Source organism: Marinobacter sp. (assembly GCF_034669625.1).
GTDB lineage: Bacteria > Pseudomonadota > Gammaproteobacteria > Pseudomonadales > Oleiphilaceae > Marinobacter.
The window spans coordinates 101,306-116,762 of record NZ_JAXMOY010000006.1 but is presented as its reverse complement, the minus strand read 5'-3'; the positions used below and the strand labels follow the sequence as shown (position 1 = coordinate 116,762).

Sequence of the window (15,457 nt, the reverse complement as noted above, 5' to 3'; positions counted from 1 at the left end):
AAAAAACCGGCACGTTTGCGTGCCGGTTTTTTTGTGGGATCAGAGCCAGCGTTTATACGCCGCCTTGAGCCTGAGGCAGATCTTGTACCGCAGCGACGGCGTCGCGATTTGCTTTGCGCAGCTTGCGGCTTAAAAATTGTAGCCCCTGTTGGACTGCAGCGCGGGTATACTCGCGGCGCATCTCCACTCCATTGTGGAGGATGCCAGATGGCTGTGGGCGAACGCTCACGTTACGCTGGTGAATCATGATGCCTTCCTCCTTATTAGGGTGGCTAGGTTTGTTAGGTTATAAACTATTCTAGAGGTACTTATTTGCAGTTTAAATACGTTAAACTTCGTACTCATGTTGCAAATGTGCAGTGACTATGGACTGGGATTATCTTCGATATATACGGGCTCTGGCAATAGCTGGAACCTTCGCAAAAGCCGGTGAAATACTGGGTGTTCACCAAACCACTGTTTTAAGACGACTTGATCAGATGGAAGAGTCGTTGGGGGTGCAGTTTTTTGATCGCAATCGTGATGGATTACAGCTGACGGCCTCGGGTGAAATGGCTTACCGAGAGGCCGAAAGGCTCGCGGTAGACATGGAAAATCTGGAACGAAAGCTGATCGGTCAGGATGGCGCGCCCGTAGGCAAAGTCCGAATCGCGGCGGAAGATGCGGTGATGTATGAATTGCTGAGCCCGGTTTTGGCGGCGTTGGTGAGAGAGTACCCGGAGATTGAACTGGAAGTACTGACCGACAACGACGTGGCGAATCTGAGCCACCGCGAAGCCGACCTCACCTTGCGCCCTGAAAATAAACCGCAGGCCACGCTGGAAGGCGAGCGTATCGCTGCGATCGATTCTGCTGTCTATGGCTCGACAAACTACTGTCGGCGAAACCGTAAGATGGATATCGATAACCATCCGGAGGACTGCATCTGGCTTATCCCGGACGAATCCTTTAGCCATCTGGCCACCGGCAAGTGGTACCGAAAGCATCTTAAAAACGTTCCAGCTGTAATCCGTTGTAACAGTCTGCAGTCCATGCATGCCTTGGCGCGGGCAGGGGCGGGTCTGGCGGTTCTGCCCTGCTATCTGGGGGAAGCCGCGAAGGAGTTACGGCGACTTTCAGACCCTCTGGAGGGGGAAAGTATCGATCTTTGGTTGCATGTTAACCAGGATACCCAGCAGATGGCCCGAGTCAGGATTGTGATGGAGTTTCTGGTGGAAAGGCTAAAGGCACTTGGTCCTGCCATCGAATTCAGCAACACGCTCTGAGTTTTCTGTATTAACGTGCTTGTGCCGGATATCTAAACGTTTTTTACACGTGCCCTGATTCATTCCTACCAAACCGTCATCTTCAGCAGCTGAGGAAGCTTGCTGAAGGGGCGGCCTGCGTGTCATAAACAGCGCTGTTCCTGTAACCGGATAAGAGTGACATGACATGAACGCGCTAATGAAACCTCTTTTGATCGCCGGGCTGCTCGTCAGTAGTTTGGCGCAGGCGGCACCGAGCGCGCAGCAGGTGCTGGAAGCTTCGCCCGTGGATGACATCGTTGTGCAGTACCCGGCGATGATGGGGCAGGGCATTCGGGATGGCCTCAAGCAAAAAACACAGGTTCCACCGATGGTGGCCGATACTATCGCGTATGTGGTGCAGAACAGCTTTCGCCCTGAAGAGATCAAACGGAAAATTGCCTCGAACCTGGAAGCGTCCTTAAGCAATGAACAGCTGGCGCAGGTGCACGACTGGTATCAGAAACCGGTGGCGAAAAAAATCGCACGTGCTGAAGTGGCGGCCTCAGCACCCGCGATCTGGCCGCAAATCCGTAAGCAGGCACCGGAGCTGAACAAAATCAATAAGGGAACCGATCGGGAAAAACGGTTTGACCGTTTTGATCGTGCTGCCCGAGCCACCGAAAGTGCGGTTGATACTGCAATTGCGCTTCAGTTGGGGCTATCTTCAGCGATGGCTGCTTTGCGGGGAGAGCCCGTGAATCCGGACGAGGTGCGCCAGCAATTAGAAGCGCAGCGCCCGGCGTTGCAAGGTGTGGTAGGGCAGCAAGTCTACAACAGCTATTTGTACACCTACCAGAAGATCACTCCGAACGAGATGGCGATGTATCTGGAGTTTCTCGAAAGTGATGCCGGTCAGCAGTTCACCAAGGTGGTGGCTGAGAGCGTCCAGCAAGCCGTGACGGAGCCGATTGAAAACATTGGCAATCAACTGGCAAGGTTCAGAAACTTCGGGACAGATAACGCTCAGTGATGTTCGTTGCTTAACGTCTTTTCTATCGGTCCAGTGGCAAAACCATTGCCACTGGACAATACTTTCTTCTGTGAACTGCCTTCCAGTTAAGAAGAGGGCATATCGCTGCCGAGAGTAGCAACCTCGAAGACCGCAGTCCCCCAGGCAGACCAGACAGCCCGATCGTATCGGGTCGTTTCGTAATTTCTGCGCCACAAAGGGGGGAGTCATGAATTTCTTCCGATATTTTCTGCCAGTTTCAACATGCGGTGCGCGGTCGGCCGTTTTACTCGTCGTTCTGTTGGCACTCGCCTTTCCATTGCCTGCCGCTGAATTGTTGTTGTCAAAACAGCCCGATCGGGTTGCGCCTGTTACCGTCGATTCCCAGCCGGCTCAAGGCGTGGTCTACGTTTTTGTCGGTGGCGCCGATAGCGTTGATCAGGTGCGTTTTTATCGCGACAACGCGCTGATCCGAACTGAAAATAATGCGCCTTGGGATATGGAAGGTGGATCAGTCAGTGAGGCTAGACCCTTTGATACCCGCGATGTCGCCGATGGTGGCTATGCTTTGCGCGCTGAGTTAGTGCAAGGTGGCAGCACGGTGGCAACGCTGACGGCAACTTTGCAGGTAGCCAATCAACCCGCACCACAGCCGGGAGGCGAGGCTCAGCAGCTGCATCTGGGTTGGGAGGGTGACCCTGCCAGTACGCTCAGTCTCATGTGGTTTACCCCGCAGGCCAACAGCCCAGCCGAGGTGAGTTATCGTTTGCCGAGCGCACAGCAGTGGGAGACAGCAGTTGGTGAGCTGCGACTGACCACGGCGGATGGTCGCTATCTGCTCACCCATTTAACAGGGTTGCTGCCAGATACCGAGTATGAGTTTCGGGTGGCCTTGGCCGATGCCATTTGGAGCAAGGTATACACCAGTCGCACCGCACCGGGGCCAGGACCGCAGGATTTTGATGCTGTCTACGTGGCAGATACCGGTTTGATTGGCCGCACGGATGGGTTGGATACGGGTACGGCAGAAGTCATTGCTGAGATTGCAGCGCTGTCGCCCGGCATGGTGTTATTGGGTGGCGATTACGCTTACTTTGACACCGATAAACGCTACGGCACATTGGCGCGCACCATTGGTGCTTGGTTTGAGCAGATGCAGCCGGTGGCGCAAGCCACATCGATGATGCCGGTGTACGGTAATCATGAAGTGTTGCTTGGCGAAGGTTTTGAGGAATGGGTTCCGTACTTTGCCACGCCCGAAGGTTGGAACGGTCGCCGGATGTACAGTTTTAACGTGGGGGATATTCATTTTGTGGCGGTGTATGCCCTCGATGAGTATCAATCGCTGCCTTCGGATGCCTTGGCCTGGTTGACTTCGGACCTTGACGCCGCGATCCAGCAGGGCCAGCGCTGGCTTATTCCCATACTCCACGCTGCGCCCTTTTCGGAAGGCACAAACCATCCTTCTGCACTGACACTGCGAGCACAATTGGGGCCCATCTTTGAACAGGCGGGTGTGCAGGTGGTGCTGACCTCTCATGATCAGTCTTATGAGCGTACCTACCCGCTGATGGATGTGCCCGCCACGAATACACCTACGTCGATTGATCGTCACTGCTACGAGCTTGGTGAAGGTGTTACTTGGCTAAAAATATCCCCGGGAGGCAAACTCAGCAACATTTCCAAGGGCTTCTCGCCGTGGAAATCGCCGGTTGCACCCTCGTGGACTGTCGTCCGTGATAACTCTCGCCACCATTACGCTCATTTGAAGGTCTCCGCTGACGGTGTTCTGGACGTGGATATCTATGGTATTGCCGGCACTGGTGCTCCGCCTTGGCGCCGGGACCGGGTGCGCTATACCACCTTGGGCTGTGGTCCGGAAATAACCGCCCAACCCGAGCAGATGGGGTTTAGTTTGGAACCGGGAGAAACTGAAACCCGGACAGTCCAGCTAACAGCCGAAGGTGATGCAATGTCACTGCAAGTGAGCCAGATACCTTCGTGGCTTTCGGTTGCCCCGGTTGCTGCGCTTACGCCGGCGAACATAAGCATTACGGCGGACGCTACCGGTATGAGTGTCGGCAAGTATACCGCTGTACTGGAAATTTCAGACGGCGCTGACACGGCAACCTGGTTGCCGGTTACCTTGCAGGTGGGCGCTGAGAATTACAGTCTGTGGGTGGCGGACAATCCGCAGCGGTTGTCGCCGGAGTTGTTGGACGGCGCGGACTTGCAGGGAAACCGTTACATCTTTACCGGCCCGGATCTGAATGTACGGCGGGCGCGTTTTTATCTCGACGATCCGAGTGCAACGGGTGCGGTCACCCAGACCGAGAATCGAGCGCCGTTTGATCTGGCTGGAACCGCCGCCGACGGCACGGCAGCTGCTCTGGATACCACTGCGCTGGCCGACGGTCAGCATGCCGTTGGTGTGCGGCTCGACATCGATGGCGGGCTGGAAGTTCAGCTGAGCGCTGATTTTCAGGTTCTTAACGATGTACCGCAGCTGACGGTGTCAGCGGACAGCCATGTGCTCCAGATTGTGTCACCGCAGACCAGCGATGAAGTCAGTGTGGTTGCCCAGATGAGTGATGGTCGGGTAGAGGCCTTCACCAGCATGAGTAATGTCCCCTGGCTGACGGTCACACCGGCGAGCGGCGAATTACCGCAGACACTCACCTTACAGGCGGATGCCAGTGCCTTGGCGCCGGGTCAGTATCAGGGTGAAATTGTGCTCGAGGCTGCAAGCGGGGAACAGAGCAGCATTGCGGTCAGTCTGAACTACGATCAGGCCTCACCCTATACTTTGCAGGTCAGTAGCGCGCCAGATCGTAGTGGTGCCGTGCTGTTGGAGGGGGCCGAGGTATCGGGAGAGATCTATGTGCTGGTGCCGGCCTTGAGTGGCATCGACAAGGTGACCTTTTATCTCGATGATCCCAATCGACAGGGGGCAGCGTTCAAAGTTGAGGGCCGGGCACCTTGGGACTTTGCCGGAACCTTATCGGCACAACCCCGTAATGCTATACCGTTTGATGTCAGTGGCATGAGCGGGCAGCACGAGATTACCGCTGTGGTCGAACACAACGACCCCACATCGGTCATCCACGCAGTGTTTAGTGTGGTTCCGTAGTTTCAAAGGGGCGGGTTGAAGAGATGAATCGGCGGCGTTGAAGCCGAACAAAAAAGCCAGACCATGCTCAGCATGATCTGGCTTTTTGTACAACCGGCAGGATCAGCTGCGGGAAGTTACTTCCAGCAGGTGATAGCCGAACTGAGTCTGGATCGGACCAAGAACGGTGTTCAGGTCGCCGCTGAATACGGCCTTGTCGAACTCAGGAACCATCTGGCCTGGGCCGAAAGAACCCAGGTCGCCGCCGTTGCGGCCGGATGGGCAGGAAGAATGCTGCTTGGCAACTTCCGCGAAGTCCTGACCGCCTTCGATGGCTTTCTTAAGTTCTTCACATTTTGCTTCGCTGTCTACCAGAATGTGGCGTGCAGTTGCTTGTGCCATGATCAATATCCTGTTGTTGGATGGATGGGATGTTCTGAAAGTGAATGCTGCCCGTACCGCCCGCTCGAGGCAAGTGGTAATTATCCGTGTTTTTGCGGCCTCACAGTCCGGCCTGTAAACCTGTACAATGCGCCGTTTCTTTTGCCGCCACCGCGCTGGCCCTCACGTGTATAGGTTCTTTTCTTGATCTCCACTGCCAATATCACCATGCAATTCGGGGCTAAGCCCCTGTTTGAAAACGTTTCTGCCAAATTTGGCAGTGGTAACCGTTACGGCCTGATCGGCGCCAACGGCTGCGGCAAATCCACCCTGATGAAGATTCTGGGCAGCGACCTCGAACCATCGGCGGGTCAGGTCATGCTCGAACCGAACGTTCGTTTAGGTAAGCTGCGCCAGGATCAGTTCGCTTATGAAAACTGCACGGTGATCGACACCGTGATCATGGGCCACGAAGAGCTCTGGCACGTGAAGAAAGAGCGCGACCGCATCTACTCACTGCCGGAAATGAGCGAAGAAGACGGCATGGCCGTCGCGGATCTGGAAGTGGAGTTCGCCGAGATGGACGGCTACACCGCCGAATCCCGCGCTGGCGAACTGCTGTTGGGTCTGGACATCCCACTGGACCAGCACAACGGCCCCATGAGCGCTCTGGCGCCGGGTTGGAAACTGCGGGTTCTGTTGGCCCAAGCGCTGTTCTCTGATCCAGACGTTTTGCTGCTGGACGAGCCCACTAACCACCTGGACATCAATACCATCCGTTGGTTGGAAAGCATTCTGGTAGCTCGCAGCAGCACCATGATCATCATTTCGCACGACCGTCACTTCCTGAACAGTGTGTGCACGCACATGGCGGATCTGGATTACGGTGAGCTGCGCCTGTTCCCGGGCAACTACGACGAATACATGACCGCCGCCACTCAGGCCCGCGAGCGCATGATGGCAGACAACGCCAAGAAGAAGGCCCAGATTGCCGAATTGCAGCAATTCGTAAGCCGCTTCTCCGCCAACGCCTCGAAAGCCAAGCAGGCTACTTCGCGGGCAAGGCAGATCGACAAGATTCAGCTGGAGGAAGTAAAGCCTTCTAGCCGGGTCAGTCCGTTTATCCGCTTCGAGCAGGAAAAGAAACTGCACCGTCAGGCCGTGACGTTGCTTGGCCTGACTAAAGGCTTCGACGAAGGCCCGCTGTTTGAAGGTCTGGACTTGCAGATTGAAGCCGGCGAGCGTGTCGCCATTATCGGCCCGAACGGTATCGGTAAAACCACGTTGTTGCAGTGCTTGGCCGGTGCCTACGAGCCAGATGCCGGTGAAGTGAAGTGGACCGACAGTGCCCAGGTAAGTTACTTCGCGCAGGACCACACCGCGGATTTTGCGCAAGATGACACTCTCACCGACTGGATGGCGCAATGGACCACCGGCGGTGAGCAGTTGGTTCGCGGCACGCTGGGCCGGATGTTGTTCTCGGGTGATGACATTGGTAAATCGGTGAAGGTGTTATCAGGTGGTGAGCAGGGTCGGATGCTGTTCGGTAAGCTGATTCTGCAGAAGCCGAACGTGATGTTGCTGGATGAGCCCACCAACCACTTGGATATGGAGTCCATCGAGGCGTTGAACCTGGCGCTGGAGAACTATCCGGGTACGTTGATTTTCGTGAGCCACGACCGGGAGTTTGTTTCTTCGTTGGCGACTCGGATTATTGAGTTGAAGCCGGATGGAATTACAGACTTTAGCGGTAGTTATGATGACTACTTGCGGAGTCAGGGCTACCTTTGATCGAGGTTTAGTTTGAAAGACTGCGGTTCATTGTAGTCAGGCTCTAGTGCCGGCGGACGTGTGGGTTTTGACTAAATAAGAGATGAAAGCATGAGTGATTCTGAAATTATCAATTCCACCCGTAAATGGGTGGAAGACGTTGTGGTTGGTTATAACCTTTGTCCGTTTGCCAAGCGTGAGCTGGTGAAAGACCGGGTTCGGTTTGTGGTTACTGAAGCAGCGACCGAAGACGAGCTTGTTCAGGCGTTGCATGCTGAGCTGCAACTGCTGGAAGACCAGCCGGATGTTGAAACCACCTTGCTGATTCATCCGGGTGTGTTGCAGGATTTCTATGCCTACAACGAGTTCTTGGATACTGCGGATGCTCTGTTGGAGTACCTGGAGCTGGAGGGCGTGTACCAGATCGCCAGTTTCCATCCGGATTACCAGTTTGCCGACACCGAGGCAGATGCCGCAGAGAATTACACCAATCGTTCTCCATACCCTATGCTGCATATGTTACGGGAAGCGAGCCTGGAGTCTGCGATTGATAGCTACCCGGATGTGGAGGGTATTCCCGACCGCAATATCGAACTGATGAATCGGGAAGGTGCGGATAAATTGCAAAGCCTTCTTAAGTCCTGTTTCTCCGAAAGAGAGAGCAAACGGGCCGGGGAGTAGAACACGGAGTCGGTGGGGTAAGCCTTTCCAAAAATGTGCGTAGCCATGGATGGCGAAGCAGAAGCGCCACATGGATGTGCCGCAGGAGCGGTTTTTGGAAAGGCTTACCTCATCGGCGACTCGCACAAACTAGCAGGCTAGTGACCGCAAACTCCCAAGCAAAACTAGAAAACACGAAAGAGCCAAAAAAATGGGACTGCTTTTCGAACAAATAGACAGCCAACCCTCGGTGATCGGGGAAATCACACTGCGCCGCCGCAGGATACCGGCGCTGGGTGAAAGGGATATCTACGAAGTGAAGCTGGGCGAGGAATTTCTCATGTCCAGCATGTTTGTAGACGCCGAAGTTGCTCTGTCTGATCTCGGCCTGAACGAAACCGAAGGCGATAACCTCAGCGTGGTTGTTGGTGGCCTTGGTTTGGGCTACACAGCTGTCGCCGCTCTCAAACACCAGCGCGTGTCTGAACTGCTCGTGGTTGAATACCTAAAGCCCGTCATCGGCTGGCACCAGCAAGAACTCGTGCCCCTGGGCAAAGAGCAGAATGATGACCCGCGCCACCGCTACGTTCACGGCAGCTTCTTCGACATGGCCGTGGCTGACCCCGCGACGGGTGGCTTTGATCCCGAAGCGCCCGGTAAAGAGTTCGATGCCATTCTGCTGGATATCGACCACTCGCCTAGAGCCCTGTTGCACGACTCCAGTGCCAGCTTCTACACCACCAAAAATATAAGTTTGATGGCCCGACAGCTAAAGTCTCGCGGTATTTTCGCTATGTGGTCAAACGAAGGCGAAGACGCAGAATTTATGGCCGTTCTGAATGAAGTGTTTGAGGATGTGGCCTGCCACGTCGTTAGCTTCTTCAATCCCTTCCAAAACCGGGAATCGTTCAACACCGTATACGTAGCCCGCAAGCCGGCCTGAATCCGGGCAGCGTGCTGCCCGGGCTTTTGGTTACATCAGGTTGTAGATAAACACGATGGCGACAGCGACCGGAGTGATAAAGCGGACGGTGACAAACCACAGATTGAACATGGCCGGTGACAGCGACAGTTCGTTCTCCATTGCTTGACGAGACATCACCCAGCCGGCAAACAGCGCGACCAGCAGCCCGCCTAGTGGCAGCAGTATGTTGGCGGTGAAGAAGTCCAGCAGGTCAAAGATGGTTTTGCCTTCCAGCATGGGGATGAACGCTAGCGGCGCAACGTCGGCCCACAAGTTCAGTGACAGCACGGACGCAATGCCCAGAGCCCAGCACACGCCTCCAGCGGCCAAGGTGCTGACGGTTCGGTTCATACCTTTCTGTTCTTCCAGCCATTCTACGATCGGTTCCAGCAGAGAAATACCAGACGTCCAAGCGGCGAAAATCAGCAACACGAAGAACAGCGTGCCGAACAGCGAGCCCATGGGCATCTGACCAAACGCGAGGGGCAGGGTCTGGAAAATCAGACCAGGGCCGGCGCCCGGTTCCAGTCCGTTGGCAAAGACAATCGGAAAGATCGCCAAGCCGGCCAGAAGCGCTACACCGGTGTCGATTACAGAGACGGTGATGGAGGTTTTGGCGATGGATATGTTCTTCGGCAGGTAGGAACCGTAGGCCATCATCACGGCCATACCCAGACTCAGAGTAAAGAACGCATGGCCAAGGGCGACCAGAACGCCAGAGGTGGTCAGCTTGGAGAAGTCGGGCTGGAACAGGAACGCCGCCGCTTGGCCGAAATGGCCGGTGGTCATCGCATAACCGACGACCAGCAGCAGCAAGACAAACAGCGCGGGCATCAGGATGCTGACGGCCCGTTCAAGGCCAGAGCGGACGCCCCGCGCCACCACGACCATCACCAAGGCCATAAAAACGGTGTGCCAGAGCAGCAGAGTGGGCGGATCGCTCAGCAAACCGGAGAAGATGGCGCCCACGGCCTCAGCCGATTGTCCGGCCAGCTGCCCGCTGGCGGTTGTTCCCACGTAGGATATGGCCCAGCCACCAATCACTGAGTAGAACGACAGAATTAAAAAACCGGCGAGTACGCCGATGGCGCCCACCAGTTTCCAGGCCGGGTTAAGTCTGTCGCGTTCGGTGATTAGCCTGATGCTGTTAACCGGACTACGACCTCCCCGGCGACCGATCATGACTTCGGCCATCATAATGGGAATACCAACCACGGCAATGCAGGCGAGGTACACCAGCACAAAGGCGCCACCACCGTTTTCACCGGTGACGTAGGGGAATTTCCAGATATTACCGAGCCCGACGGCGGAACCGGTGGCAGCCAGAATAAAGGCGAGGCGCGAGGACCATAACCCGCGTTTCGCGTTGGAGCCCTCAAGGGCACCCGAATAGGTAGCGGAGCCGGATGAAGTGACAGACATAGTGATCTCCCGAAGGTATTGTTTTTGTTTCAGGGGTTAAAAAGGGGAAACGCCGGTGTCAGGTTACCCGGCGCAAACCAGCCGCCTGGGCGTGAGCCCGGCACCCGGGGCGTGCTTTCTGAAGCGCTCTTCGGCCAGTTCATTGGCGATCGCACCGGTAGGAAGCCCGGTGCGATCTGAGCGCTGGAATATCTCGGACAAGGTGTCGCCAATGGTGTCCACATGGGCGCGGATTTGCTCTGGAGAGCCTTGGGTGCGCTCGTAAAACACATCAATGATGCCGCCTGCGTTGATGGCGAAGTCCGGGGCGTAGAGGATGCCTCGATGTTTCAGAGCTGCGTCGTGCTCGGGACGGTCGAGGAGATTGTTGGCGGCGCCGGCCACGATGGCAGCCCGGATCGCTGGAATGCTCTGATCATTCAGCACGGCACCCATGGCGCAGGGGGCAACAACATCTACCGGCAGGTTCAGGATGTCACCGGAAGCAACGGGTGTTGCCCCAAATTCGTCCACCGCTCGCTTGAGGTTATCGGTGTGAATGTCGGTGACCCAAAGCTCGGCACCGGCCTCTTTCAGGTAGCGGGCCAGGCGGAAGCCGACATTGCCAATGCCCTGAACGGCCACTTTCAAGCCGGTCAGGTCGTCAGTCCCGAGCTTGTGTTTCACCGCCGCTTTGAGGCCGATAAACGTGCCGTATGCTGTTACGGGTGAGGGATCGCCGGTACTAGGCTGGCCATCAAACCCGGTTCGGGTCGTGACACCGGCCACATGCCGGGTGTGACGGCCCATTACTTTCAGGTCGGGCACGCTCGTGCCGGAATCTTCAGCGGCAATATACTGGCCGCCGAGGCTTTCCAGGTGCCTGCCCATGGCCTCAAGCAAGGCTTCGGTTTTGTGTTTTCGCGGGTCGCCGATGATCACCGACTTGCCACCGCCCAGATCCAGATTGGCCAGGGCGGATTTATAGGTCATGCCCCTCGACAGACGCAGGACATCCCTCAAGGCTTCTTCATCGCTGGCATAGGGGAACATTCGGCAACCGCCGAGTGCTGCACCTCGTGAGGTATTGTGGATGGCAATGATGCCTTTCAGGCCGGTTTCGGCATCGCAGACGAAGGACAGGTGTTCGTGGTGATCGAACTCCGGATGGCTGAATACGTTCATGGCGCTTCACCTCTTCTCGGTGGCCGGCCGCTACCCTTGTGGGGCCTGCGGTGGCCGTTTTTGTTTTAGACCGCCGCGTTGGCGATTTGTTGATGTGCCCGTTCACCGGGGTTCAGTTCGGCTCGGTACTGCGCCCGCTCTTTTCGGGTCGCGTGATAGGCCTCTTCTTTCACCGGCCCGTAACCGCGGATCTTCGCGGGCAGGCTGGCCAGGTTTCGTGCCGCATCGGCGTGGTCTTTGCTCAGGTGTTTGAGCAGGAAGGCCACATCTGCCTCGTACTCCCGAATGATCTTACGTTCCAGGCGTCGGTCGGCGGTGTATCCGAATGGGTCCAGAAGCGTGCCGCGCAGGCCACGAGCTTTTGCAAGCCAGGCGAACACGGTTTCGATCCAGGGGCCGAAGGTGTGTTTTCTCGGCCGTTCGCCGTTTTTGCCGCGGCTGAGTAGAGGCGGAGCGAGATTGAATTCCAGCTCGATATCGCCCTCGAATTGCTCCTCCAATTGTTTGTGCAGGCTACCGTTGCTGAACAGTCGCGCCACTTCATACTCGTCTTTGTAGGCCAGTACCTTGGCGTAGTTCTCGGCGATGGCCCGTAACATCAGCGGGTCCCGCCCCAGTTTGTGGGCGATGGTCTGTTCAGCCTGACGCACCAGTTTTTCGTATCGCTTGGCCAAAGAGGTGTTCTGGTAGTCGCTCAGGTATGCCATATTGCGTTGAATGAGCTGGTCAGTGGTTTCCATAACCTGCACCGGCGTTCCCTGGGGTTTCGGGAAAGCCAGAGCCATTACCCGGTCCAGATCGTGGGCGGCACGGCGGCCCCATAGAAATGCCTGTTTGTTTTTCTCAACGGCCACATTGTTGAGCTCAATGGCGCGCTCAATGGCTGCGGCGCTCAGTGGCAACAGCCCCTGTTGCCAGGCGAAGCCAACGGTGAACAGGTTCACAGCCATGCCATCGCCCATCAGGGCTTTGGCCAAGTCGCCGGCATTGAGGAACCAGCTGCCATCGGGACGGCAGGCTTCCTTGACGGTCTGCTCCATGGCTTCGCCGGGGAACTGGATGTCCGGGTCTCGGGTAAAGGCCGCGGGCATGGCTTTCTCGGTATTGACCACCGCCCGTGAGAAACGGTTATCCAGTTTGGCCAAGGCATCGTCAGTGGCGGAGACCATCAGGTCAAAGGCAATCATCAGGTCGGCCTCGCCGGCAGGAATGCGCACGGCGTGGATGTTGTCTTGCTTATCACTGATGCGGATGTGGCTGACCACGGCGCCGAACTTCTGCGCCAGACCGGCTTGGTCCAGCACGGAGACGCCTTTGCCCTCGAGATGAGCCGCCATGCCGAGCAGGGCACTGACGGTCACCACGCCGGTACCACCGACGCCGGTCAGCAGAATGCCGTAGGGGTTGCTGCCTGATACAGGGGTGGGTTCTGGAAGTTCGGGGAAGTCCACCTCTGCGCTGACCCCCGCCGGCTTTTTCAGTTTGCCGCCTTTGACCGTGACAAAGCTGGGGCAGAAACCACGCACACAGGAAAAGTCCTTATTGCAGGACGACTGGTCTATGGTGCGTTTGCGCCCGGCATCGGTGTCTTTGGGCAGAATCGATAAGCAGTTGGACTGAATGCCGCAGTCGCCGCAGCCTTCGCAGACATCCGAGTGAATCATCACACGCTGGTCCGGATCTTCCATGGTGCCACGCTTGCGGCGCCGGCGCTTTTCGGCGGCACAGGTTTGGTCGTAGATGATGACTGAACAGCCCTCAATCTCCCGCATTTCCCGTTGCAGAGCATCCAGATCATCCCGGTGATGGAAGGTGGTGCGGTCTGCAAAGTCGGCCCGGGACGGATATTTATCGATATCGTCGCTGACCACGGCAATGCGTCGCACACCTTCGCCGTAGAGCTGGTGGCTGATCTGCTGAACGGTCAGGGTACCGTCCACCGGCTGACCACCGGTCATGGCGACGGCGTCGTTGTAAAGAATCTTGTAGGTGATGTTGGCACCGGAGGCGATCGCGGCACGAATGGCCAAAACGCCGGAATGAAAGTAGGTGCCATCCCCCAGATTCTGAAAGACGTGTTTCTGGCTGGTAAACGGTGCTTGGCCAAGCCAAGTGACGCCCTCACCACCCATCTGAGTGAAGGTGTCGGTGCCCCGTTCCATCCATGTAGCCATGTAGTGACAGCCAATGCCACCGAGGGCGCGGCTGCCTTCGGGTACCTGAGTTGAGGTATTGTGCGGGCAGCCGGAGCAGAAGTGAGGCGTCCGCTCCAGTCGCTCTCTGGGTTGTGCCAGGCTGTTCTCTTTTTCGGTTAGAAAGCCGAGGCGCTGTTGCAGTTTGTCATTGCAATAGCGGCCATCCAGGCGAGAGGCGATGGCCCGTGCCACCATGGCCGGGGTCAGTTCGGCGATGGTCGGTAGCAGGTCGTTGCCGTGATTGTCTTTTTTGCCTATCACGTTGGGGCGCTGGCCGTCCTGCCAGGTGTAAAGCTGGGTTTTGATCTGTTCTTCAATTAAGCCCCGTTTTTCCTCAACCACCAGAATTTCTTCCAGCCCCGAGGCGAATTCATAGATGCCCTCGGGTTCCAGAGGCCATGGCATGGCGACTTTGTAAACGGCCAGCCCGATGGCTTCACGTTCTTCATCGCCCAAGCCAAGATCAGCCAGCGCCTGAATAACATCCAGGTAGGCTTTGCCCGTGGTGACGATGCCCAGACGGGGCTGCTCGACCTCAAACACGGTGCGGTCCAGGCGATTCGCCCGGCAAAAGAGTTTGGCGGCTTCTAACTTGTGCCGGTGCAGGCGCTCTTCCTGCTCCATGGGTTTGTCTGGCCAGCGGGAGTTCAGGCCGCCTTCCGGCATTGGAAATTGTGTGGGAATGCGGATTTTGATCCGACTGAGATCCAAGTTGGCGGAAATGGATGAATCCATATTCTCCGCCAGGGCTTTGAAGCCAATCCAGCAGCCACTGAAGCGTGACATGGCCCAGCCGTAGAGGCCCAGATCGAGAATGTCCTGAATGCCGGCGGGGTTCAGAACCGGCATGCCAGCATCCAGAAACGCGTAATCACTTTGGTGGGGCAGGGTGGAGGATTTGCAGGCGTGGTCGTCGCCAGCTACTGCCAGTACGCCGCCAAACCGGGAGGTGCCTGCCGCGTTGGCGTGCTTGAATACGTCCCCGGTGCGATCTACGCCCGGGCCTTTGCCATACCAGAGTGCAAACACGCCGTCGTAACGTGCGCCTTCGAAAATGTTAACTTGCTGGCTGCCCCAGACGGCGGTGGCCCCCAGGTCTTCGTTCACACCGGGCAAGAAGTGGATGTTCCTTTCTTTGAGGTGATCCCGGGCTTTCCACAGAACCTTGTCGAAACCGCCAAGGGGCGATCCGCGATAACCGGAGATAAAGCCGGCGGTGTTCAGGTCGTTGTTGCGGTCGAGTTGGGCTTGGAGCAGGGGGAGTCTCGCCAGGGCCTGGCTGCCGTTCATGTAGACAGAGCCGGCATCTTTTTTCCAGACATCGTCAAGGCTGACGGGACGCAGCCCCATAGGGGAGCGTGAAAGATCTGACATGTTGAAATCCTCTACTACCCGGCCGGATCGCGGCGGTAGGTTATGTCTTGTTTTTGTAATCCCGGCTTTTGGCCGGATGTTAGATTTCATCGGTCCTACCCGGTGGATTGACCGGGTTGTCCTTTTGGGACTGGACGAAAAATAAACTAGATTAAGTTTACGTGCACGTCAACAGGCGCGAGA

General features: G+C 56.7%; 11 protein-coding genes. 6 read left to right on the top strand and 5 right to left on the bottom strand.

Annotated features, from left to right (window positions below; all coding sequences use genetic code 11):
- Positions 1-52: 52 nt before the first annotated feature.
- Entirely contained in the window at positions 53-247 is a 195-nt protein-coding gene (locus tag VOI14_RS07355; RefSeq protein WP_323751386.1) for a hypothetical protein, read from the bottom strand.
- Between the two features lie 118 nt (positions 248-365).
- Here VOI14_RS07355 and VOI14_RS07350 point away from each other — a divergent pair, with 118 nt between their 5' ends.
- The 3 genes from VOI14_RS07350 (at position 366) to VOI14_RS07340 (ending at position 5,365) form a co-directional block, all read left to right on the top strand.
- Positions 366-1,265, top strand: coding sequence for a LysR family transcriptional regulator (locus VOI14_RS07350; RefSeq protein WP_323751385.1), 900 nt, complete (start codon positions 366-368; stop codon positions 1,263-1,265).
- Between the two features lie 178 nt (positions 1,266-1,443).
- Positions 1,444-2,256, top strand: a complete 813-nt coding sequence (locus VOI14_RS07345) for a DUF2059 domain-containing protein (RefSeq protein ID WP_323751384.1) — start codon at positions 1,444-1,446, stop codon at positions 2,254-2,256.
- 208 nt (positions 2,257-2,464) lie between these two features.
- Entirely contained in the window at positions 2,465-5,365 is a 2,901-nt protein-coding gene (locus tag VOI14_RS07340; protein ID WP_323751383.1) for a metallophosphoesterase family protein, read from the top strand.
- 102 nt (positions 5,366-5,467) lie between these two features.
- On the opposite strand, the gene VOI14_RS07335 is transcribed toward VOI14_RS07340, so the two are convergent.
- A complete protein-coding gene (locus tag VOI14_RS07335) occupies positions 5,468-5,746 on the bottom strand; it encodes a peptidylprolyl isomerase (protein ID WP_323751382.1) in 279 nt (92 codons plus the stop codon).
- Between the two features lie 183 nt (positions 5,747-5,929).
- On the opposite strand from VOI14_RS07335, the gene VOI14_RS07330 reads away from it, so the two are divergent.
- From VOI14_RS07330 to VOI14_RS07320, 3 genes are all read left to right on the top strand, one after another.
- On the top strand, positions 5,930-7,516 hold the full coding sequence (locus VOI14_RS07330) for an ABC-F family ATPase (RefSeq protein ID WP_323751381.1): 1,587 nt from the start codon (positions 5,930-5,932) through the stop codon (positions 7,514-7,516).
- A 90-nt stretch (positions 7,517-7,606) separates the two neighbouring features.
- Positions 7,607-8,176, top strand: a complete 570-nt coding sequence (locus tag VOI14_RS07325; protein WP_323751380.1) for a DUF1415 domain-containing protein — start codon at positions 7,607-7,609, stop codon at positions 8,174-8,176.
- 190 nt (positions 8,177-8,366) lie between these two features.
- A complete protein-coding gene (locus VOI14_RS07320; protein ID WP_323751379.1) occupies positions 8,367-9,098 on the top strand; it encodes a spermidine synthase in 732 nt (243 codons plus the stop codon).
- A 30-nt stretch (positions 9,099-9,128) separates the two neighbouring features.
- Here the strand turns inward: VOI14_RS07320 and VOI14_RS07315 are convergent, their stop codons facing one another.
- The 3 genes from VOI14_RS07315 to VOI14_RS07305 all read right to left on the bottom strand — a co-directional run bounded on the left by VOI14_RS07315 (position 9,129) and on the right by VOI14_RS07305 (position 15,250).
- Positions 9,129-10,541: a sodium-dependent transporter gene (locus tag VOI14_RS07315; protein ID WP_323751378.1), complete on the bottom strand. Its 1,413-nt coding sequence runs from the start codon at positions 10,539-10,541 to the stop codon at positions 9,129-9,131.
- 63 nt (positions 10,542-10,604) lie between these two features.
- The gene (locus VOI14_RS07310; protein WP_323751377.1) at positions 10,605-11,705 is read right to left on the bottom strand and encodes a Glu/Leu/Phe/Val family dehydrogenase; all 1,101 of its coding nucleotides are present in this window, start codon (positions 11,703-11,705) and stop codon (positions 10,605-10,607) included.
- Positions 11,706-11,770: 65 nt separating this feature from the next.
- Positions 11,771-15,250, bottom strand: a complete 3,480-nt coding sequence (locus VOI14_RS07305) for an indolepyruvate ferredoxin oxidoreductase family protein (RefSeq protein WP_416361396.1) — start codon at positions 15,248-15,250, stop codon at positions 11,771-11,773.
- Positions 15,251-15,457 lie beyond the last annotated feature (207 nt).